Here is a 20418-nt window from a genome sequence, read left to right on the forward strand (position 1 = left end):
TGCGGGGTATTGCCGTCGACAAAAGTGCATGCAAAAGTGTGTTCATCTTGGAAGGGAGGGTCTCCATGGCCGGGACGAGTGTCAGGGCGAGAGTGGGCAGCGCTCTTTACAACGAGGTCGTCGAGTGGATGGACACCGAGGCTGAGCTGCTGGACGCCTACCGGGAACGCGAGTGGCTGGAGGCGATGGTCAGCCGTGACGTGGTGTACCAGGTGCCGATCCGGCAGACCGTGGAGCGGGCGCGCGGGAACGGCTTCATCGAGGGGGCGTTCCACCTGGATGAGACGTACGGATCGCTGGAGAGCCGGGTGGCGCGGAACGAGACCCCGTACGCCTGGGCGGAGGATCCGCCGTCCCGTATCCGCCACTTCGTGACCGGGATCAGGGTCGCCGAGGACGCAGACCGGGTGATCGTACGCAGCAATCTGCTGATCTACCGCACGCGGCAGGAGCAGACCCAGCCGCAGCTGCTTTCCGGTGAGCGGCAGGACCAACTGCGCAGGGAGGACGGTGTGCTACGCCTCCTCCGCCGCGAGGTCCTGCTGGATCTCACGGTGATCGGGACCCACAACCTTTCCATCTTCTTCTGACTCCGAGAGGAACGCGGCGATGACGCAGGCGAAAAGCACGAGAGCCGACGCGCTTCTCGACGAACTCGACACCGGTCTGGCTGAGGGCGAGGTCCCCGCAGGGCTGTTCGGGAACCAGGAGATCTACGACCGTGAGTTGCGCGCGGTCTTCGGCCGGTGCTGGGTTTTCCTCGCCCACGAGTCGGAGATCGAGGCCAACGGCGACTACGTCCTGCGCAAGATCGGCGAGGACAACTTCATCGTGATCCGCGATGAAGAGGGCGGAATCAACGTCCTGTTCGACGCGTGCCGACACCGCGGGGTGCAGGTGTGCCGGGCGGACTCGGGCAACACCTCGCACTTCCGGTGTCCGTACCACGGCTGGACGTACAACGCGAAGGGCGACCTCGTGGGTGCGCCGCTGTGGCGCAACGCGTTCGGCGGGATGCCGAAGGAGGGCAACGGGCTGTCGAAGGCCGCGCGGGTGCAGTCGTACCACGGCCTGATCTTCGCGACGCTGGATCCTTCGGCTCCTCCGCTGGAGGAGTATCTGGGCGGCATGGCCTGGTACTTGGACCTGCTGTTCGGTCTCAACGAGCACGGTATGGAGGTCGTCGGGCCGCCGCAGCGCTTCGTCATCGACGCCAACTGGAAGTCGGGCAGCGAGAACTTCGCCGGGGACGACTACCACCTGGGCACACTGCACCGGTCGGTGTGGGAGATCGGCGCCTTCCCGGTGCCCTTCCGCGAGAACATGATGGGCTATCACATCCAAGCGGCCCCCGGGCATTCGCTGTCGTTCTCGATGGCGCCGACCGAGGACGAGCCGGGCCCGAAGTTCTTCGGGTTCCCCGAGGAGCTCGCCGAGACCTTCGACACCAGCCGCATCAGCGACCACCAGCTCGACATCGCGCGGCGTTCCCGTGTGATGGTCGCCAACGTCTTCCCGAACTTCTCGATGCTGGCTCTGCCGATGACCGAGGACGGTGCGAACCACGAGCCGACCGGCGTCGTGACCATCCGCATGTGGCAGCCGCACGGAGTCGGCCAGGTCGAGATCTGGAACTGGTTCTGCGTCTACAAGAACATGACGCCCGAGCAGAAGGACCGGGCCTACCGGGCCGGGCTCGGCACGTTCTCCATGGGCGGCGCGTTCGAGATGGATGACACCGAGCCGTGGATCACCGTCAGCCGCACCGGCCGCTCCGTCGCCGCCGACCTTCTGGACTTCAAGCTCAACTACCAGATGGGGATGCCGGGCATCGGCATCGCCAAGCCGGTGGAGGACTGGGCCGGCCCGGGCATCGCCTACTGGACCCGCTACGAGGAGGGCGTGCAGCGCAACCTGTACCGCCACTACGCGGACATGATGCGTGCCGAGCCCGGCACCTGGCCGAAGTCGAGTTTCGATGAGTGACTGGATGGAGGCGGTGCGGGAGCAGTACCGCGGGCGGGGAGTGGGGGAGCGGCTGGCAGCGGGCCGGAAGCCCGGTGTGGTGGTCGTGGACCTCATCCATGGCTTCACCGACCCCGCTTGCCCCCCTGGCTCCGACCTGGACGCGGTGGTCGAACGCACGGCTGAGCTGCTGGAGCGGGCCCGCGCGGCCGGGCTGCCCGTCTTCTTCACCACGATCTCGTACGAGCCCCGTGACCTGGACGAACTCGTCTGGTTGCGCAAGATGCCCGCGCTGCGGGCGCTTACGGCGGGCTCGCCGTGGGTGGAGGTGGACGAGCGGCTGGTGCCCCGGGACACCGAGCCCGTGATCGCCAAGAAGGCGGCCTCGGCTTTCCACGGCACCGATCTCGCCCAGAGGCTGGCAGCCGCGGGGGTGGACAGCCTGATCGTCTGCGGCGCCACCACCTCCGGCTGCATCCGGGCCACCGTGATCGACGCGTGTGCGGAGAACTTCTCGGTGCGCGTTCCGCGCGAGTGCGTGGGCGACCGGGCCGAAGGGCCGCATGAGGCCAACCTCTTCGACATCGACGCCAAGTACGCCGATGTGGTGGGCCTGGACGACGTGCTGAATGAGGTGCTCGGCGAGGTGATGGCCGGATGACGCCGCCGACCGCGAGCCTCGCAGAGGCCGCCGGGCATGTGCTCGGTGCGGTATCCGGTCTGGCCGTGGACCGTCTGACCGCGGCGCACGCGCCCGGCATCGAGCCCCGCCTGGCCGCCGACCGCCCGCTCGACCTCGCCGCCGAGCAGGAACGCGGTACGTACGGACCGCCGACGTGCCCCGACGTGATCGCCGAACTGGAGGCCGCCGGACTGCGCGGCCGCGGCGGCGCCGGGTTCCCCGCGCACATCAAGTGGCGCGGGGTCGCGGAAGCCGACGGGCCCCGAGTGGTCGTGGCCAACGGCGAGGAGGGCGAGCCGAGTTCGTACAAGGACCGCTGGCTGCTGACACACCGGCCACACCTCGTGCTGGACGGGCTGCTGCTCGCCGCCCGCACCTTCGGAGCCGACCGGGCCGTCGTCTACCTCTCCCACCCCGAGACCGAGACCGCCGTCCGCGCCGCGATCGCCGAGTTCGACGCGGCGAACCTCGACCCGGCGACCGGGGTGCGCCTGGAGGTGCACGTCGTGGCGCCGACCTATGTGGCGGGCGACGAGACGGCGGTCTGCCGGTCCATCAGCGGAGGCCCGGCGCTGCCGACGGCCCGCCCGCCCCGGGTCGGCGAGAAGGGAGTGGACGGCCTGCCGACGCTCGTGTCGAACGTCGAGACGCTGGCCCACGCCGCCTGGATCGCCCGGAACGGTGCGGCGGCCTACCGCGCCCACGGCACCGCAAAGTCGCCCGGCACCACCTTGGTGACGCTCAGCGGCGCCTGCGCGCGGCCCGGTGTCTACGAGGTCCCCTACGGGCTGGCCATCGCCGAACTCTTCGAGCTGGCGGGCGGGTTCACCTCGCCTCCGGCCGGGTTCCTGATGGGCGGCTGGTTCGGTGGCCTGCTCGGACCGGCGCACGCGGAGACCGTCTGCACGTACGAGGACGTCGGCGTGGCCGGCTCGGGACTGGGCTGCGCGGCGATCACCGCGCTGGACTCCGACCGGGACCCGCTCGCCGTCGCGGCCGAGGTCTCGGCCTGGTACGCCGCCGAGTCCGCGCAGCAGTGCGGGGTGTGCGTCAAGGGCACCGCGTCCATCCGGGACGCCTTCGCCTCGCTCGGCGCGGGCACCGCCACGGCCCGGGACCGGGACAACCTCGCCCGCTGGGGACAGACCCTGCCCGGCCGGGGCGCCTGCGCCTTCCTCGACGGCTCCGCGACCTGGGCACGCACGGTGCTGGCGGAGTTCCCCGAGCACATCGGCGCCGGCGACACAGACCCGCAGTAGCAGCACCAGCAGCAGCACCGGACCACCAGCACAGGAACAGCACCACCCGCAACAGCAAGCAACACCCGCACCAGCGACACCGAAGGAGAGCCCCATGAAGGCAACCGTTGACTCCACCAAATGCAACGGATACGGCACCTGTGCGGACGAGGCGCCCACCGTCTTCCAGCTCGACGAGTGGGGCTACGCCGGTGTCATCGGCGAGGGGACGGTGACCGACACCGACAAGGATGCCGCCTGCAAGGCCGCCGAGGGCTGCCCCGAGCGCGCCATCACCCTGCACAACTGAACGGAAGAGTCATGGATCTCGGACTCAAGGGCAAGGTGGCCCTGGTCACCGCCGCAAGCAAGGGCATCGGGCAGGCGATCGCACGTCAGCTCGTCGCCGAGGACGCAGTCGTCGCCGTCAGCGCCCGTACGCCGGTCGAAGCGCAGGGCCAGACCTCGTATCCCACGGACCTGATGGACCCCGGGGCCGTCGAAAGGCTGATCCCCGAGGTGATCGCCGCGCACGGCGCGCTGGACATCCTGGTCGTCAACACACCAGGACCCAAGATCATGCCGGTGCTCGAGACCGAGCCCGCCGACTGGGACACCGCCTACAACCAGCTCGTACGACCCGCGGTGCAGCTGGCCACCGGCGCGGCCCGGGCGATGGCGGCAAACGGCGGCGGCTCGATCCTCTTCATCACCTCGACCTGGGTCAAGCAGCCCGCTGTCGGTGGCGGCCTTTCGGCGTCCATGCGCTCGCTGCTTTCGGCCCTGGCCAAGCAGATGTCGCTGGAACTCGCGGCGCGGGGCGTGCGCGTCAACCAGCTGATGCCCGGGGCCACCGGCACCGACCGGATGGAGAACATCGTGGCGGCCAAGTCGGCGGCCAACGGCACGACCCGTGAAGAGGAGATCGCGAAGGTCGTCTCCGCCATTCCGCTGGGCCGCTGGGCCGAGCCGGAGGAGATCGCCCGGGCCGCCGCCTACCTCGTCTCCCCGGCCGCCGCGTTCGTCACGGGCGAGACGCTCGCCGTCGACGGCGGCGCCATCCGCTCCACCCTCTGACCGACCTAAGGATTGGTAGTTAGACATGCCGAAGACCCTGCGTGAACTGTTCGTCGACCAGTACCGGCTGTGCAAGCTCGCCCCGAACGAGACGGTCGCCATCATCTCCGAGCTCGGCCAGAAGACCGAGTACTCCGAGGCCGCCGTGGCCGCCGCCCGGGACATCGGCGCCGGCGCCCTGGTGCTGACCGCCTCCAGCCTGTCCAACCCGATGCTGCCGCCGTACGAGGCCGACGGCCGCGAGGTCGCCGCGCTGCTGGCCGCCGCCGCGGAGTGCGACCTGGTGATCGACGTGACCGTCGGCGGGCTCATCCACTCCGACGTGCGCACCCGGATCACCGGCAACGGCAAGCGGATGCTGTTCGTCGCCGAGCCCGCCGACGTGCTGGAGCGTCTGATGGGCGACGACGACCTCCGCAAGACGGTCGAGGCCGGCGGCCGGCTGCTGAAGGCGGGCAGCACGCTGCGCGTCACCAGCGCCGCGGGCACCGACCTGACCGCCGACATCTCCGGCGAGGACCTTCCGATCACCCACCAGTGGGGCTACGTCGACGAGCCCGGCCGCTGGGACCACTGGCCGAGCGGTTTCGTCGCCTGCTTCCCGCGCGACCGCACCGCCGAGGGCACCATCGTGCTCCAGCCGGGCGACGTGCTGATCCCGTGGCAGCGCGCCGTGCGCGACACCGTCACCCTCACCGTCGAGAAGGGCTTCATCACCGGCGTCGAGGGCAAGGGCAACGACGCGTTCGTCCTGCAGGACTACTTCGACGCCTGGGAGGACCCGGAGGTCTTCGCGGTCTCCCACATGGGCTGGGGCGTGCACCCGATCGCCCGCTGGTCGGCCTTCGAGGTGTACGAGCCGCGCTCCCTGTACGGGCAGGAACTGCGCTCCACGGCGGGCAACTTCATGTGGTCCACCGGACCCAACCGCTTCGCGAACCGCGAGACCCCCGCACACCTCGACATCCCGATGCGCGGCTGCACCGTCGAGATCGACGGCACGGCGGTCGTCCGGGACGGCAAGCTGACCGGCGAGGGAGCGTAGATGGACACCCGCACACTCGAGCGCGCGATCCTCGCGCTCGGCAAGGACACGGGGCTGCTGGGCCGGTTCCGTGCCGACCCGGCCGGCGTGGGCGCCGCCGAGCTCGGTCTGGACGCCGAATGGGCCGCCGTGATCGCCGGAGGCGACCGCGACCGGCTGCGCTCGGCCGGGGTCGTGGACGGCATCACCATCCTGGTCAGCCGTTGGTTCGCCGACGACCTGGGCGACTCGACGAGCTCCGGCCGCTTCCACGTCGAGACGTCGACGCCGCTGCCCGACCCGGACGTGCCGGAGAACCTGGTGTTCGCCGGGGGCTGCTCGCACGTACCGGACCTGCTGGCCCGGCCCGAGGTGGACCCCGCCGACGCGGTGGCCCGGCTGACCGAGGGCTACCGGCAGCTGGCCGAGCGGATCGCCGCCGCCGAGCCCGACGTGCTCATCGTGACGGCGGACTGTCACTTCCAGAGCTTCAAGACCGGCGCCTTCGTCATCGGCACCGGCAAGGAGCACACCGGGTCGATGGAGTTCTTCAAGCGCCCCGACCTCGACCTCACCCTGACCGGCGCGCCCCATTACGCCCGCGCCATGGCCAACGCGATCCGCGCCGAGGGCATGGAGGTCGAGGAGTCCGAGCAGATCGACCTCGACCACGGCCTGATCGTCCCGCTGCGGCAGCTGCTGCCCCGCCCGGACCTGCCGGTGATCCCGATCATCACGCAGCCCGCGCGCTCCTTCTCCCCGTTCGGCGCCCGCGCCTTCGGCGAGGTGCTGCGCTGCGTGGTCGACGGGCGCGACCTGAAGGTGGCGATGCTGGCCACCGGCGGTCTGTCGCACTGGCTCGACCCGGGCAAGTTCGGCGGTGTGGACGTCGAGTTCGACACCTACATCCTGGAGATGCTGCAGGCCGGACGAGGCACCGACCTGGCGAACCTCGAGCCGTACGCCCTGCTCGACCACGGGCAGTACGAATTCCCCAACTGGCTGATCATGCTGGGTCTCACCGGCCCCGGCGTACGCGGCGAGGTGCTCGCGTACGAGCCCATGGAGGTGTCCGGCGGCGGCTGGACGGTCGTCGACATGCTCCTGCCGGATCGGGAGCCCGTGAAGGCGGGCAGCGGTGACTGAGCGGACACTGCGCGTCGGCCTCACCCAGTGGCACGCCACCCGGGACCTGGCCACCAACACGGCCACCGCCGTACGAATGGTGTGCGAGTGCGCCGCCGCAGGGGCCGATCTGGTGCTGCTGCCCGAGAACGGGCTGATGCTCGGTACCAACACCGAGATGCGTGAGGCAGCCCTCGCGGTGGACTCACTGGAGATCACCAGCCTGCGGCAGGCCGCCAAGGAGTCGGGAACGGTGGTCGTGCTGGGCGGCTTCAAGCGGCGCGGCCCGGACGGCATCCGCAACACGGCCCTGGTGATCGACGCCGACGGTGAGATCGTCGGCGGCTACGACAAGATCCACCTGTTCGACGCCCGCGTCGACGGCCGGTCCTTCGAGGCCTCCGGCGTCGAGACCGCGGGCGACCGCCCGGCGCTGCTACGCGTCGGCGGCACCACCGTGGGCCTGACGATCTGCTACGACGTGCGCTTCCCGGAGCTCTACCGGGCGCTCGCCCTGGCCGGCGCGGAAGTCCTGCTGGTGCCGGCGGCGTTCACGCAGCGGACCGGCGAGGCCCACTGGGAGGTGCTGCTGCGCGCACGCGCCATCGAGAACGCCGCCTACGTGGTGGCCTCGGCGACGATCCGGGGGCAGGGCGACGACGCCGACGACGCCTTCCCCACGTACGGGCACGCCCTCGCGGTGGGCCCCTGGGGTGAGGTGCTCGCCGACCTCGGTGAGCAGGCGGCGGCCTGGCAGGTCGTCGACCTGGACCTGACCCAGGTGGCAGCGCGCCGCCAGGCCCTGCCGGTGCTGAACGGTGTGAAGACCAGCGCTTATGGGGTCCCTCCTGAGATCATTGATGCAGATGCGAGGGAGGGAACATGACCACCGAACCGCCGCTGGGTGAGGGCGTCGTCCGGGCCGGCGAGAGCTTCGGCATCGGCAACGAGTTCACCGGAGTGCAGGTACGCAAAGTGTGGACGCGACAGGGCGAGCGGCTGGAGCTCTTCGTGCCCAAGCGGGGCTACCGCATCCTGCTCGACGCCATGCAGCTGGAAATCATCGCCGCCCAGGAACCGGGCCGCTTCAGCGAGCTGTTCGCCATCTCGTTCGGAGCCGAGGAGCCGGCGCCGGGGGAGGACGACGTCTGATGGCAACGGGAACCAGACCGGGGACGACGGTCGAGGAGATCTACCGGACCCTGCGGGAGCGGATCATAGAAGGGCAGTACATGCCCGGCTTCCGCATGTCGCAGGGCGCGCTCGCCGCCGAGCTGGAGACCTCCCGCACCCCGCTGCGTGAAGCACTGCACCGCCTGGAGGCCGACGGCCTGGTGGTCGCCGAGGCCAACCGCGGCATGGAGGTCGCGCCGACCAGCCCGGCCGACGTGGAACAGCACTACGTGCTGCGGCTGCTGGTGGAGCCGCCGACGATCTCCGGCATCATCGACCAGCTCACCGAGGACGACCTCGAACGGATGACGCGGGACCTGGAGGCGATGGAGGCGGCCCGCCACCGCATCCGCGACTTCCAGGAGGCGCACCACAGCTTCCACCGGAACGCGCTGCGCCGCTACCCGAAGGCGCTGGCCGAGCTCACCGAGTCGCTGACCCTGAAGATCTACCGCCACCAGCGCCTCTATCTGTCGCATCCGCACGCCCCCGAGCACTTCACCAGCGTCGACCGCCGGTTCCTGGAGGCCGTCCGCGACCGCGACACCGAACTCGCCCGCCAGATCCTGGAGTTCCACCTCATCGACGCCGCACTCGGCCTGGTGCTGGACAGCGACCCGGACCACCGGTTCGACGCGCTGCTCGTCGCGACCAGAGGCCTCGGCATCGAGCTGGGCACCACACCCGACAACCGGGTGGACCGCCCCGCATCGCTGCGCTGGCGCCGTCTCGGTGCACGCGCCGACCTCGAACTGCACACGTCCAACCTGCGCCTGCCGCGCACCGAAGGAGACAGCTCATGACCGCGACCCGGGTCGGCCTCATCGTGCCGAGCTCGAACACCACGATGGAGACGGAGATCCCCGCGATGCTCCGGGCCCGCGAGGAGATGCGCCCCGAGCGGTTCACCTTCCACTCGTCCCGGATGCGGATGCAGCAGGTGACCCCGGAGCAGTTGCGGGACATGGACGACCAGTCGCTGCGCTGCGCCCGCGAACTTGCGGACGCCGAGGTCGACGTCATGGCCTACGCCTGCCTCGTCGCGATCATGGCGCGGGCCACCGGCTACCACCGCGAGAGCCAGCGGCGCCTGGCCGAGATCGCGGAGGGCACCCCCGTCGTCTCGTCCGCGGGCGCGCTGGTGGAGGGCCTTGAGCACCTCGGCGCGAAGAAGATCTCGGTGATCGCGCCGTACATGAAGCCGCTCACCCAGACCGTCTGCGACTACATCGAGGCCGAGGGCGTGGAGGTCCACGACTCGATCAGCCTGGAGGTCCCGGACAACCTGGAGGTCGGACGGCTCGACCCGGCGCAGCTCGTCGACATCGCCGCCAAGGTCGACACCTCGGGCGTGGACGCCCTGGTGCTCAGCGCGTGCGTGCAGATGCCCTCGCTGCCGGTGGTCGAGCAGATCCAGAACGCCTTCGACATCCCGGTGGTGACCGCCGCCGTGGCCACGGTCTGGAAGACGCTGCGGGAGCTCGGACTGGACCCGGTCGTGCCGCGCGCGGGGTGGCTGCTGGCTGATCGCGGCTGACCTTCTTTGGCGCTGCTTGTGCATGCACTTGTGCATGCACAAGCAGTCAGGGGGATCCGGCGCGGGCAGGCGCCGCCTTCGCACCACACGCACGAGCCCGGACTCCTCCCGCCCCGACCCGGTCGGAGCCGTCCGGAACCGCTGAGGAACCGAACCAGGAGATGGATGCCATGGCACTGCACACCCTGTTCCGCCCCGGCCGCATCGGCTCGCTCGAACTGAAGAACCGCGTCATCAAGTCGCCCCAGACCACCGCCCTGGCCAACCAGGACGGCACGGTCACCCAGCGGCTGGTCAACCACTACAAGAGGCTGGCCGAGGGCGGTCCCGGCCTGATCATCGTCGAGTACAGCTACGTCGACGACGACGCCAGCAAGTCCATCCATGCACAGCTGGGGATCTCCCGCCGTGAGCACATCCCCGGCCTCGGCTGGCTCGTCGACGAGGTCCACGCGGCCGGGGCGAAGATCGGTATCCAGCTCGAACACTGCGGCCGGCAGAAGTTCCTCGGCACCCAGCCGATCAAGACCGCGTCCGAGGTCTCCTGGGACTACGTCGAGTCCCAGTACGGCGAGCGGCCCCAGGTCCTGACCGAGGAGGAGATCCAGGGAGTCGTCGCGTCCTTCGCGGACGCCGCCGAGCGCGCCTGGCTGGCCCGGTTCGACCTGGTCGAGGTGCACGCCGGCCACGGCTACCTGCTGACCAACTTCCTGTCCCCGCACACCAACAAGCGCACCGACCGCTACGGCGGCTCCTTCGAGAACCGCGCCCGGCTGACCCTGGAGATCGCCACCGCCATCCGGGAACGCGTGCCGCGCGACTTCCCGCTCAGCGTCCGCCTCTCGGTCACCGACTACGAGGACGACGGCATCCCGATCGAGGAGACCGTCCAGCTGGCGCAGCTGCTGCAGGCCGCGGGGGTCGACGTCATCCACGCCTCCGGGGGCCATCACGCACTGATGGAGTACGAGGTCAGCCCCTGGTACATGCCGCGCGCCCTGCACCGCTGGGGCTGGGAGAAGATCAAGCCCGAGGTGACGATCCCGGTCATCGGCTCCGGTTCGCTGGTCACCCCTCAGGTCGCGGCCGAGGCACTGGAGGGCGGCGCCGACTTCGTCTCCCTCGGCCGGGCGATGCTGGCCGACCCGGACTGGACCCGCAAGGCCCAGGAGGGACGGCTGCTGGACATCGTCCCGTGCATCCGGTGCAACGACGGCTGCCTCGACCGAGGGCTCAACGCGGGCCGCAGCACGGGCTGCACGGTCAACCCGTCGATGGGGGAGGAGTACCGCTACCCCGTCGAACCGGCGGCCGTCCGCCGCCGCGTCGCGGTGGTCGGCGCAGGCCCCGCCGGGCTGCGCGCCGCCGCTGTGCTCGCCGACCGGGGCCACGACGTGACGCTCTACGAGCCCGGGGAGCTCGGCGGCGCTCTGGTGCCCGCGACGCGCTCGTCGTCCAAGCAGGATCTCGCGGGACTCCGCGACCACCTCGTTCACCAGGTGCGTTCCCGCCCCGTCGAGATCGTCGCCGAGCACGCCGACGCCAAGACGCTTGCGGACGGGGGCTTCGACCTGGTCCACGTGGCCACGGGCGCGGTCCCGCGGGAGCTGCCGGGCGTGCGCCTGGCCCGGGATGTCACGGATCCGACGGACGTCGTATCGCCCGTCGTGGTCGTCGGCGGCGGGATGACCGGAGCCGACACGGCGCTGTGGCTGGCCGGCGCCGGACACGAGGTCACCCTGGCGGAGGCCGGACCGGGGATCCTCGGCAATCGTGAGGTCTTCACCGACGCGATGGTGCTGCCGCAGATCCTCGCCGACATGGGCGTGACGATCCTCACCGGCGCCGAGGTGACGGAGTGCGGCGAGGACGGAGTCCGCACCGCGGACGGACGGCTGATACCCGCCGCCACGGTCCTGGCCGCCATCGGCAACGACAGCGGCTCCGGGCTCGCGACCGCGCTGCGCGAGGCCGCCCCGGACCTGGAGGTCGTCACGCTCGGCAGCGCCGCGCGCAACGGACGCGTCTTCGACGCCCTCCACGGGGCGTTCTTCGAGGCCCGTCGCGCGTGATCTGGTCCCCGTGTGCCGCCCCCGGAGAGGGGCGGCGCACGGGACGGGGTTCCATAAGCAAACGCAGAACAAGGAGGTCTCTCATGGGTGCACTGGACGGGCAGGTCGTGGTGTTCACCGGCGCCGGATCGGGCATCGGACGGGCGGTCGTCACCCGCTATGTCGCGGAAGGCGCCCGCGTGGTGGCCGTGGACGTCTCCGACACCGTCGAGCAACTGGCCAAGGAACTCGGCGACGCCGTCGTCCCGGTGGTCACGGACGTACGGTCCTGGGAAGGCAACGTCCGGGCGGCCGCTGCCGCCAGGGAGACGTGGGGACGCATCGACGTGTTCGTCGGGAACGCCGGTATCACGGACGGGGCCCAGCCTCTGGAGGAGATCCCCGGAGAGCGGCTCACCGACGCCTTCTCCGAACTGTTCGGCGTGAACGTCCTCGCACCGATGCTCGGCGCACGGGCCGTGATCGACGATCTCGTGAAGTCCCGCGGAAGCATCATCCTGACCGGCTCGTTCGCCAGCTCGAACGCCGCGGGTGGCGGCGTGCTCTACACGGCGTCCAAGCACGCGGTGCAGGGGCTCGTCAGGCAGCTCGCGTACGAACTCGCACCGGACGTCCGGGTCAACGGCGTGGCACCGGGTGTGGCGCCGACCCGGCTGCGCGGCACGACCTCCCTAGGCCAGACGGCCGCCGACTCGGTGCTTGACGGCACCCGGGAGGTGCTGCCGCTGCAGGAGGTGCCGGACGTCGACGCGTACAGCGGGATCTTCACCCTGCTGGCATCCCCGTCGCAGTCGGCCGCGATGACCGGGACCATGGTCACTGCCGACAGCGGACTGTCGATCCGGGGGCTGGCGCGCCCGGGCGGCCGGGTCCCTGACACCGCGGGAGGGTGAGGGGCGGCACCGTTGCGGAGCATGGCGATTGACGTCGACGCGGCGGCGCCCTGGGCACTCTCAGCCCGTCCGGCGTTTGAGGACGAGGCCGTTCAGGCCGAACGGGGGTCTGGGGGCGGAGCCCCCAGGGAGGGACGGGTAGGGGCGGCGGGGGCGAAAACCCTCAGTTCGCCGACCGTAGAATCGCGGGGTGAACGCCCCCGTTTCCCCCGCCGAGACCCTGCGCGCCGCCCTCGCCGGGCTGCTCGACGGACTGCCGCCGAAGGCCGCCGCTCAGGCAGTCGACCGGCTGATCGCGAACTACCGGGGCACCACCCCGACGCACACCCCCATCCTCCGCGACCGCTCGGACGTGGTCGCGTACGCCGCGTACCGGATGCCGGCGACGTTCGAGGCGGTCCGGTCGGCGCTGGCGGCGTTCGCGGACGCGGCGCCCGGGTGGACACCGGCGAGCCATGTGGACGTCGGCGGCGGCACGGGCGCGGCGACCTGGGCGGTGCAGGCGACCTGGGAGGAAGCCCGCCCGGTGACCGTGCTCGACTGGGCCGAGCCGGCACTCGCGCTGGGCCGTGAGATCGCCGCCGCCAACCCGGAGCTGAAGTCCGCCGAGTGGCACCGCTCTCGTATCGGAGCGGCGCTCACCATCGAGAGCACTGATCTCGTAACCGTCTCCTACGTCCTGGGCGAGCTCACCGACGCCGACCGCGCCTCGGTCGTGGACGCCGCTGCGGCCGCCGCCCAGGCCGTGGTGATCATCGAGCCCGGCACGCCCGACGGCTACGCGCGTGTCATCGAGGCCCGCGACCGCCTGATCCGCGCCGGATTCCACATCGCCGCCCCCTGCCCGCACAGCGCGGCCTGCCCCATCGTCCCCGGCGAGGACTGGTGCCACTTCTCCGCCCGGGTCAGCCGCTCCTCCCTGCACCGTCAGGTCAAGGGCGGCTCCCTGGCGTACGAGGACGAGAAGTTCAGCTACGTGGCCGCCACCCGCTTCCCGCCCGCCCCGGCCCCCTCCCGCGTCGTACGCCGACCGCAGATCCGCAAGGGTCAGGTACTGCTGGACCTGTGCGAGACCGAGCCGTCCCTGCGCAGGGAAACGGTCACGAAGCGCCACGGGCCGCTGTACAGGGCGGCCCGTGACGCGGACTGGGGTGACGCCTGGCCGCCCCCGGCTGAGGACAGCCAAGACCTCTAGGCGTGCACCCCGTCCGACCCCTCACGGCGTCGTGTCGGTCGTGCCGGTCGTGCCGGTCGTGCCGGTCTTGTCGTTCGCGTCGTTCGTACGTTGTTCCTGGAGCTTGCGCAGCAGCTCCCGCTTCTGGGTCTGCGGGTCGCTCGCGCCGCCGATCCGCTTGCCTCGGCCACCGCCCCGCAGGGCATTCCGGCCGAGGTTGCTGCGCGTACCGCCCACTCCCAGCATGTTTCCGGCTCCGCCTCGGGCCATGGCATGTCTCCTTCCCGCTCTTCCGGCCAGTTCTCCGGCCGGTTCCTCCGGAACACTCGACGAGACGGCACGCATCGTCTCGCCGCGTTGCTACCACCCTGCGGCGAGACGGTCCGTCTTGTCAACCTGATAAATTCGAACCATGGCCCTGAAATCCACGTCCGACCAGTCCGCCCGTAAGCCCGCCCCCGACTCCACCCGCCGCAGCGAGAAGTCCCGACGGGCGATCTTCGACGCCGCCCTCGCGCTCGTCGGCGAGGTCGGCTACCCCAAGACCACGATCGAGGGCATCGCCGCCCGTGCCGGAGTCGGCAAGCAGACGATCTACCGGTGGTGGCCGTCGAAGGCCGCGGTGCTCCTGGACGCCTTTCTGGACCTCGGCGTGCAGTCCGCCCAGGAGGCCGGCCAGAAGGTGTACGAGATTCCGGACACCGGCGACCTGGCGACCGACCTCAAACTGGTCCTGCGCGCCACCGTCGACGAGCTGCTGAACCCCAGGTTCGAGATCCCCTCGCGCGCCCTGGCCGCGGAAGGCGTCGTCAACGAATCGCTCGGCGTCGAATTCGTGGCCAAGCTCCTCGAGCCGCAGCTCCAGCTGTACGTGAAGCGGCTGCGGTCCGCCCAGGGCAAGGGCGATCTGCGGCCCGACCTCGACCCCCGCGTCGCCCTGGAGCTCTTCGTCTCCCCGCTCGCCCAGCGCTGGCTCCAGCGCACCGGTCCGATCTCGTACGCGTACACGGACACCCTCGTGGACTACGCCCTCCACGGTCTCGCCCCGCGATGATAAATCCAGTCAAAGCGTCCCATCGCGCCTGATACGAGCCAGGGGGACGCATCGCCCCACCCACCCCGGATGCGGGCTCTGTCCACCCGAGGCGCAGGATGGTGGGACCATAGTGCTTGTCGAAGGTGTTTGGTGAAGGCGTTTTGAGGGCGTATTGAAGGCGTTCGTCTTGAAGACTCCGCTCTTGAGGGCGTTGCTCCTGAAGGCGTTGCTCTTGAAGGCTTTGGCTTTGAAGGCGTCTGTCGGCACGACTGCTAGGCGAGGAGATTGATGAGCGCAGAGTTCGGCCGCCGCTCCGGTGCGCAGGGCAGGATCTCCCAGTGGCTGCGTCGCCGCCCCAAGGAGACCGTCGGTGACGGCGGGCGTGAGGCTCTGCTGCTCGCCGCTGCCGCCGCGGGGCTGCCGCTCGCGCAGGCCGCGTACCCCACCGCCTACCGCTGCTCGTGTGACCGCGTCGGCTGTCCCACTCCTGGGCGCCACCCCGTTTCCTTCGCCTGGCAGACCCAGTCCACGACCGACCGCGCCCAGATCGAGCGGTGGGCCCGGCACCAGCCGCAGGCCAACTTCATCACCGCGACCGGCATGGTGCACGACGTTCTCGACGTGCCGGTCGACGCGGGCCGCGAGGCGCTGGAGCGGCTGCTCGCCACCGGCGTCGAGGTCGGACCCGTCGCCGAGAGCGGCGACGGGCGCATGTTCTTCTTCACCCTCACCCGCGGCACGCCCGAGGACGAGGACGAGTGGTGGCCCTGCGAGCTGGACTCCCACCCCGAGACGACGGACGAGCACCCGGGCCTGCGCTGGCACTGCCGCGGCTCGTACGTCCTCGTGCCGCCGGCCCAGCTCCCCGGTGACCTGACGGTCGACTGGGTGCGGGGCCCGGAACACCCGCTCCCCGACCCCCTGAGCCTCCTCGAAGCCCTGACGGACGCCTGCGCCCGCCACGCCGGGGAGGACGAGTCGGACCAGCTCGCGGCCTGGCCCCACCGCCACTGAGGCGCCGACGGGGAGCCGAAGGCCTGACCGGCGGGGAGCCGAGGGCCTACTCGCCCTTCGCCCCCGTCAGCCCCTCGACCCGCCCCAGCACCGATACCCGCTGGTCCTTCGCCGTCTTCCCCGGGTCCAGGACCGCCTGGTTGGAGACGAACTCCAAGGTGAGGGCCTGCTTGATCTCGCCGGTGGTCAAGGCGTCGACGTCCGCGCTGAGGGTGGGGATCTCCGTGCCCGGCGCGGCGGTCTGCTTCTCGTAGCGCTGCGTGGTGAAGAACACCAGCGCCCCGCCGTCCGTCGTACGCAGACCCACCGGGGCGTAGTCGCCCGAGGTCAGCGGCTCGTCGATGTACTGCCGGGCGAGGCCGGGCCTGCTGGCGTTCTTCTCGCGCTGCTCCCGGTACAGCGAGGTGTGGGTGCCGGGCGCGAAGCCGTCGCCGCCGCTCTTCAGATACGTCGCGTACGACTGGCTCAGCTTCTCCGGCTCGATCGCGAGGGCCGCGTCGTCCGCCGTGACCGGCTGCGCCCAACCGTCCTCGTTCTGCTGGAACTTCGGTACGTCGGCGGCGGCCAGAATGGTCAGATACGAGACCTGCCACACGTCGTTCGCGCTGCCGCGGGTGAAAACCAGCATCCAACGACTGCTCGCCACACCCTTGTTGGCCGCGGTGTCGGCCACGAACCAGCGCGGCCAGCCCGCCTTCTCGGGTATCGCGAACTTCGCGTCGGTCAACTCCAAGGGCGCGTACGACGGGTTGCCGCCCGGATTGTTTACCTGCCCGGCCTTCAGCTTCCCGCCGTCGATGGCACCGAGGGCGCCAGTGACCCGGTCCGCGTCCAGCGAGGCGTCGTTCGCCTTGTCGGCCTTGTTGTACGCGGTGGTGAAGTCCTTGAGCGCGCGGGCGGCCTCGGCGCGCGTCGCCGCCGGCACGACCTCCCGCTCGCCGTGCACCACCACGCAGCCGCTCGCCGTCAAGGACAGAACGGTCACCGCGCCCGTTGCCAGGGCGAATTGGTTGAGGCTACGAAGCCTTTGAGGGCTGCGAGCCGTGCGATCCCTGCTCATCAGGTACCTTCACCTTCCCCTTCCCGGAGGCGAACCCTACCGGGGCGAGGAAGATCGCGAGCGTCGGGATCAGGTACAGCGCCCACACCGTGACCTGAAGGACCGTCGGATCGGGCTGGAAGTTGAACACGCCCTTGAGGAGAGTGCCGTACCAACTGTCCGGCGGAACCGTGCCGCTGATGTCGAACGCCTTGTTCGTCAGGCCCGGCAGGAAGTCGGCCTCCTGAAGGTCGTGGAAGCCGTACGCGAGCACGCCCGCGGCCACGACGACCAGCATGCCGCCGGTCCAGGTGAAGAACTTCGCCAGGTTGATGCGCAGCGCGCCGCGGTAGAACAGCCAGCCGAGCACCACTGCTGTGGCCAGGCCGAGCAGCGCGCCGAGCAGTGGCCTGAACGTGCCGTCCTCGGAGCCGGCCGCGTGCACCGACGTCCACACGAACAGCGAGGTCTCCAGACCCTCCCGGCCGACTGCCAGGAACGCGGTGGCCACCAGCGCGCCCGTGCCCATCAGCAGCGCCGAGTCCAGCTTGCCGTGCAGCTCCGCCTTCAGATGCCGAGCGGTGCGCCGCATCCAGAAGACCATCCACGTCACCAGGACCACGGCCACGATCGACAGTGAACCGCCGAGCGCCTCCTGCGCCTTGAACGTCATCTCCTGCGAGCCGTACTCGAGGGCGAAGCCGAATCCGAGCGAGAGCAGCACCGCCACGGCGATGCCGATCCAGATCGGCCGCAGGGCTTCGCGGTGCTCGGTCTTCACCAGATAGGCGACGAGGATGCAGACGACCAGGCTGGCTTCAAGACCCTCGCGCAGACCGATCAGATAGTTCGCGAACACGGCTACGCCTCCTCGGAGAACAGCGCCCGGCCCCACCAGTCGTCCTTGTCCCGGACGCCCGGAGGGATCGCGAAGATCGCCGAACCCACGTGCTGGATGTACTCGTTGAGCGGATCGATGGCCAGGCTGCGCTGCACCGGGATGAAGCCCGTGCGCACATCGCGCTGGTACGCCAGGAAGAACAGGCCCGCGTCCAGGCGGCCCAGGCCGTCCGTGCCGTCCGTGAAGGAGTAGCCGCGGCGCAGGAGCGTCGCCCCGTCGTTGGAGTCGGGGTGCGCGAGCCGTACGTGCGCGTCGGGCTTCATCGCCTTCAGGAACGGCTCGTCGCGCTCCTTCGCCTTGCCGACCGGGGCGCCCTCGCCCTTGTCGCGGCCGAAGATGTCCTCCTGCTCCTGGAGTGGAGTCCGGTCCCAGGTCTCGATGTTCATCCGGATCCGGCGCGCCACGAGGTACGAGCCCCCGGTCATCCAGTCGGGCCCGGCGGAAGCGCTCACCCACACGTGCTTCTTCAGCCGGTCCGTCTCCGTCCCCGCGATATTGCGGGTGCCGTCCTTGAAGCCCATGAGGTTACGAGGGGTCTGTGCGTCCGGCGTCGTCGACGAGGTCTTGCCGAAGCCCAGCTGGGACCAGCGCATGACGACCTTGCCGAAGCCGATCCGGGCGAGGTTGCGGATCGCGTGCACCGCGACCTGCGGGTCGTCCGCGCACGCCTGGATGCACAGATCGCCACCGCTACGGTTCTTGTCGAGGTTGTCGCCGGCGAACTTCGGCAGGTCGACGAGCGCCTCCGGCCGCCGGTCCGCGAGCCCGAACTTCTCGAACAGGGAAGGCCCGAAGCCGATCGTCAGCGTCAGCCGCGACGGCTTGAGGCCGAGCGCCTCGCCGGTGTCGTCCGGCGGCGCCTCGGCCAGACCGCCGTACGCGCCCTCGCCGACCGCGCGCCCGGCGGTGACCCGCCGCGCGGCCTCGGTCCAGTCCTTCAGCAGCTGGACGAACTCGGCGCGGTCGTCCGTCTTCACGTCGAACGCGGCGAAGTGCAGCCGGTCCTGCACCGGCGTCGCGATGCCTGCCTGGTGCGCGCCGTGGAAGGCGATCGCGGCACCGGACTCGGCGGCGGCCGGGTCCACGTCGCTGCCCGTACGGGTCATCGCGACCGTGCCACCGGCCGCGGCGGCACCGAGCGCGAGCCCGGCACCACCCCAGCCGATCAGCGAACGCCGGGAGGGGGAAGAAGAGCCGCTGGTGGTCTCTGTGGTTTCCGTCATGGTGGCCCCTCGCTTACTTCACGACGGCGGCGGCGAGCTTGGACAGGGGCTCGGCGAGCGCGTTGACCGCGTCGGAGAGTTCCTTGCGGTCGGCGGCGCCGACCTTGTCGTACGAGGTGAACTCGTAGGAGGTCGTGTCCTCGCGGTACTGGTCGAGCAGCGTGTTCAGCGCCGCGAACTGCTGGTCGAGCTCCTTCGTCAGCGCCGCGTCGTTCTCGGCGGCGACCTCCTTCAGCAACTCGTACGACTTCTCCGCGCCCTCGACGTTGGCCTTGAAGTCGACCAGGTCGGTGTGCGAGTAGCGCTCCTCCTCGCCGGTGACCTTGCCGGTGGCGACCTCGTCGAGGAGTTCCTTGGCGCCGTTGGCCATCGAGGTCGGGGTGATCTCGGCGGTGCCGACCTTGTCCTGCCAGACCTCCAGATCGCTGACCAACTGGTCGGCCAGCTCGGAGTCCCGGTCGGTGAGCTTCTTGTCCTTCCAGAGCGAGCGCTCCAGGCGGTGCCAGCCCGTCCAGTCCTTCTCCAGGTCCTGGCCCTCCTCCAGGCCGTCCTCGCGGAGGTCGACCTTCGGGTCGATGTCGCCGAAGGACTCGGCGACCGGCTCGGTGCGCTCCCAGCCGATGCGCGAGGGCGCGTACGCCTTCTTCGCGGCCTCGAGGTCTCCGGCCTTGACGGCGTCGGTGAAGACCTTGACCTTGGGCAGAGTCTCGTCGGCCTGTGCCTGTGCGTACGAGCGATAGGCGGCGACGGCCTTGTCGAGGCGCGGGTCGCGCTTGGCGACCGTGCCGCCGCCGGTGGCCTTGACGTCCTGGCGGATGCCGTCGCCCGTCATGCCGGGCTTGCAGGCGATCCGATAGTCGCCGGCCTTCACCTCGGCGGTGACCGTCTGCTTGGTGCCCGGGCCGATGTTCTCGCGCTCGGTGACGATGCGGTCGTCCGGGAAGAGGAGATAGATCTCGGTCACCTTGGAGCCCTTGTTCTCCACGGCTATCTCGACATGCCCGGCGGGGAACTCCTTCTTGGACACCTCGCACTTGGAGTCGGTGGCGGTCACCTCGATGACGCGGTCACCGCTCGTGGCGTCGCTCTTCTCGGTGCAGCCCGTGATGGCGGTCAGAGCGGCCGCGGTGGCGGCGGCGGTGACAACGGAGAGTCGGACGGCGCGCATTCAGGCTCCCAGGGAACGACGGGCAGACCGCACGGAAGGGCCCGCACGGCACGGTGAGGTCGACCTAACTTATCTGA

22 protein-coding genes are annotated in these 20418 nt (G+C 70.3%); 17 read left to right on the forward strand and 5 right to left on the reverse strand.

Going from position 1 to position 20418, the window contains the following annotated elements:
* Positions 1-65 precede the first annotated feature (65 nt).
* From ACX28W_RS24330 to ACX28W_RS24400, 15 genes are all read left to right on the forward strand, one after another.
* The gene (locus ACX28W_RS24330) at positions 66-590 is read left to right on the forward strand and encodes an aromatic-ring-hydroxylating dioxygenase subunit beta (protein ID WP_459001435.1); all 525 of its coding nucleotides are present in this window, start codon (positions 66-68) and stop codon (positions 588-590) included.
* Between the two features lie 19 nt (positions 591-609).
* Complete coding sequence (locus ACX28W_RS24335) at positions 610-1986, forward strand: aromatic ring-hydroxylating oxygenase subunit alpha (protein ID WP_459001437.1); 1377 nt, start codon at positions 610-612, stop codon at positions 1984-1986.
* Positions 1979-2626, forward strand: a complete 648-nt coding sequence (locus ACX28W_RS24340) for an isochorismatase family protein (RefSeq protein WP_459001438.1) — start codon at positions 1979-1981, stop codon at positions 2624-2626. The genes ACX28W_RS24335 and ACX28W_RS24340 overlap by 8 nt, the downstream gene beginning before the upstream one ends.
* Complete coding sequence (locus ACX28W_RS24345) at positions 2623-3906, forward strand: NADH-ubiquinone oxidoreductase-F iron-sulfur binding region domain-containing protein (RefSeq protein ID WP_459001439.1); 1284 nt, start codon at positions 2623-2625, stop codon at positions 3904-3906. The genes ACX28W_RS24340 and ACX28W_RS24345 overlap by 4 nt, the downstream gene beginning before the upstream one ends.
* A 94-nt stretch (positions 3907-4000) precedes the next feature.
* Positions 4001-4195, forward strand: coding sequence for a ferredoxin (locus ACX28W_RS24350; protein WP_459001440.1), 195 nt, complete (start codon positions 4001-4003; stop codon positions 4193-4195).
* Positions 4196-4206: 11 nt separating this feature from the next.
* Complete coding sequence (locus ACX28W_RS24355) at positions 4207-4962, forward strand: SDR family oxidoreductase (RefSeq protein ID WP_459001441.1); 756 nt, start codon at positions 4207-4209, stop codon at positions 4960-4962.
* A 25-nt stretch (positions 4963-4987) separates the two neighbouring features.
* Positions 4988-6007: a M29 family metallopeptidase gene (locus ACX28W_RS24360; RefSeq protein WP_459001442.1), complete on the forward strand. Its 1020-nt coding sequence runs from the start codon at positions 4988-4990 to the stop codon at positions 6005-6007.
* Entirely contained in the window at positions 6008-7132 is a 1125-nt protein-coding gene (locus ACX28W_RS24365) for a DODA-type extradiol aromatic ring-opening family dioxygenase (protein ID WP_459001444.1), read from the forward strand.
* On the forward strand, positions 7125-7997 hold the full coding sequence (locus ACX28W_RS24370; RefSeq protein ID WP_459001445.1) for a nitrilase-related carbon-nitrogen hydrolase: 873 nt from the start codon (positions 7125-7127) through the stop codon (positions 7995-7997). The genes ACX28W_RS24365 and ACX28W_RS24370 overlap by 8 nt, the downstream gene beginning before the upstream one ends.
* Positions 7994-8263 (forward strand): dihydrodiol dehydrogenase, encoded by a 270-nt coding sequence (locus ACX28W_RS24375; protein WP_362080358.1) that lies wholly within the window; start codon positions 7994-7996, stop codon positions 8261-8263. The genes ACX28W_RS24370 and ACX28W_RS24375 overlap by 4 nt, the downstream gene beginning before the upstream one ends.
* Positions 8263-9087 (forward strand): GntR family transcriptional regulator, encoded by an 825-nt coding sequence (locus tag ACX28W_RS24380; RefSeq protein ID WP_459001446.1) that lies wholly within the window; start codon positions 8263-8265, stop codon positions 9085-9087. Before ACX28W_RS24375 ends, ACX28W_RS24380 begins: the two co-directional genes overlap by 1 nt.
* Complete coding sequence (locus tag ACX28W_RS24385; RefSeq protein ID WP_459001447.1) at positions 9084-9821, forward strand: maleate cis-trans isomerase family protein; 738 nt, start codon at positions 9084-9086, stop codon at positions 9819-9821. The genes ACX28W_RS24380 and ACX28W_RS24385 overlap by 4 nt, the downstream gene beginning before the upstream one ends.
* Before the next feature lie 170 nt (positions 9822-9991).
* Positions 9992-11893: an oxidoreductase gene (locus ACX28W_RS24390; RefSeq protein WP_459001449.1), complete on the forward strand. Its 1902-nt coding sequence runs from the start codon at positions 9992-9994 to the stop codon at positions 11891-11893.
* 83 nt (positions 11894-11976) lie between these two features.
* Positions 11977-12786 carry an SDR family NAD(P)-dependent oxidoreductase gene (locus tag ACX28W_RS24395; protein WP_459001450.1) on the forward strand — a complete coding sequence of 270 codons (810 nt, stop codon included), beginning with the start codon at positions 11977-11979 and terminating at the stop codon, positions 12784-12786.
* A 190-nt stretch (positions 12787-12976) separates the two neighbouring features.
* The gene (locus ACX28W_RS24400; protein WP_459001451.1) at positions 12977-13981 is read left to right on the forward strand and encodes a small ribosomal subunit Rsm22 family protein; all 1005 of its coding nucleotides are present in this window, start codon (positions 12977-12979) and stop codon (positions 13979-13981) included.
* A 21-nt stretch (positions 13982-14002) separates the two neighbouring features.
* Here the strand turns inward: ACX28W_RS24400 and ACX28W_RS24405 are convergent, their stop codons facing one another.
* A complete protein-coding gene (locus tag ACX28W_RS24405; protein ID WP_459001453.1) occupies positions 14003-14230 on the reverse strand; it encodes a DUF6243 family protein in 228 nt (75 codons plus the stop codon).
* Between the two features lie 142 nt (positions 14231-14372).
* Between ACX28W_RS24405 and ACX28W_RS24410 the strand changes: the two genes are divergently transcribed.
* Both ACX28W_RS24410 and ACX28W_RS24415 read left to right on the forward strand, forming a co-directional pair.
* A complete protein-coding gene (locus tag ACX28W_RS24410; protein WP_459001455.1) occupies positions 14373-15014 on the forward strand; it encodes a TetR/AcrR family transcriptional regulator in 642 nt (213 codons plus the stop codon).
* Positions 15015-15284: 270 nt separating this feature from the next.
* Positions 15285-16010, forward strand: a complete 726-nt coding sequence (locus tag ACX28W_RS24415; RefSeq protein ID WP_459001457.1) for a bifunctional DNA primase/polymerase — start codon at positions 15285-15287, stop codon at positions 16008-16010.
* A 46-nt stretch (positions 16011-16056) separates the two neighbouring features.
* Here the strand turns inward: ACX28W_RS24415 and ACX28W_RS24420 are convergent, their stop codons facing one another.
* Genes ACX28W_RS24420 through efeO form a run of 4 tightly spaced genes read right to left on the reverse strand, consistent with a single transcriptional unit; the run spans position 16057 to position 20341 of the window.
* Complete coding sequence (locus ACX28W_RS24420; RefSeq protein WP_459001458.1) at positions 16057-17070, reverse strand: hypothetical protein; 1014 nt, start codon at positions 17068-17070, stop codon at positions 16057-16059.
* On the reverse strand, positions 17027-17908 hold the full coding sequence (efeU, locus tag ACX28W_RS24425; RefSeq protein WP_459001459.1) for an iron uptake transporter permease EfeU: 882 nt from the start codon (positions 17906-17908) through the stop codon (positions 17027-17029). The genes ACX28W_RS24420 and efeU overlap by 44 nt, the downstream gene beginning before the upstream one ends.
* 2 nt (positions 17909-17910) lie before the next feature.
* Positions 17911-19173 (reverse strand): iron uptake transporter deferrochelatase/peroxidase subunit, encoded by a 1263-nt coding sequence (gene efeB / locus ACX28W_RS24430; protein ID WP_459001461.1) that lies wholly within the window; start codon positions 19171-19173, stop codon positions 17911-17913.
* Between the two features lie 13 nt (positions 19174-19186).
* Positions 19187-20341, reverse strand: coding sequence for an iron uptake system protein EfeO (gene efeO / locus ACX28W_RS24435; protein WP_459001463.1), 1155 nt, complete (start codon positions 20339-20341; stop codon positions 19187-19189).
* Positions 20342-20418 lie beyond the last annotated feature (77 nt).

Source organism: Streptomyces sp. SD15 (genome assembly GCF_054462255.1).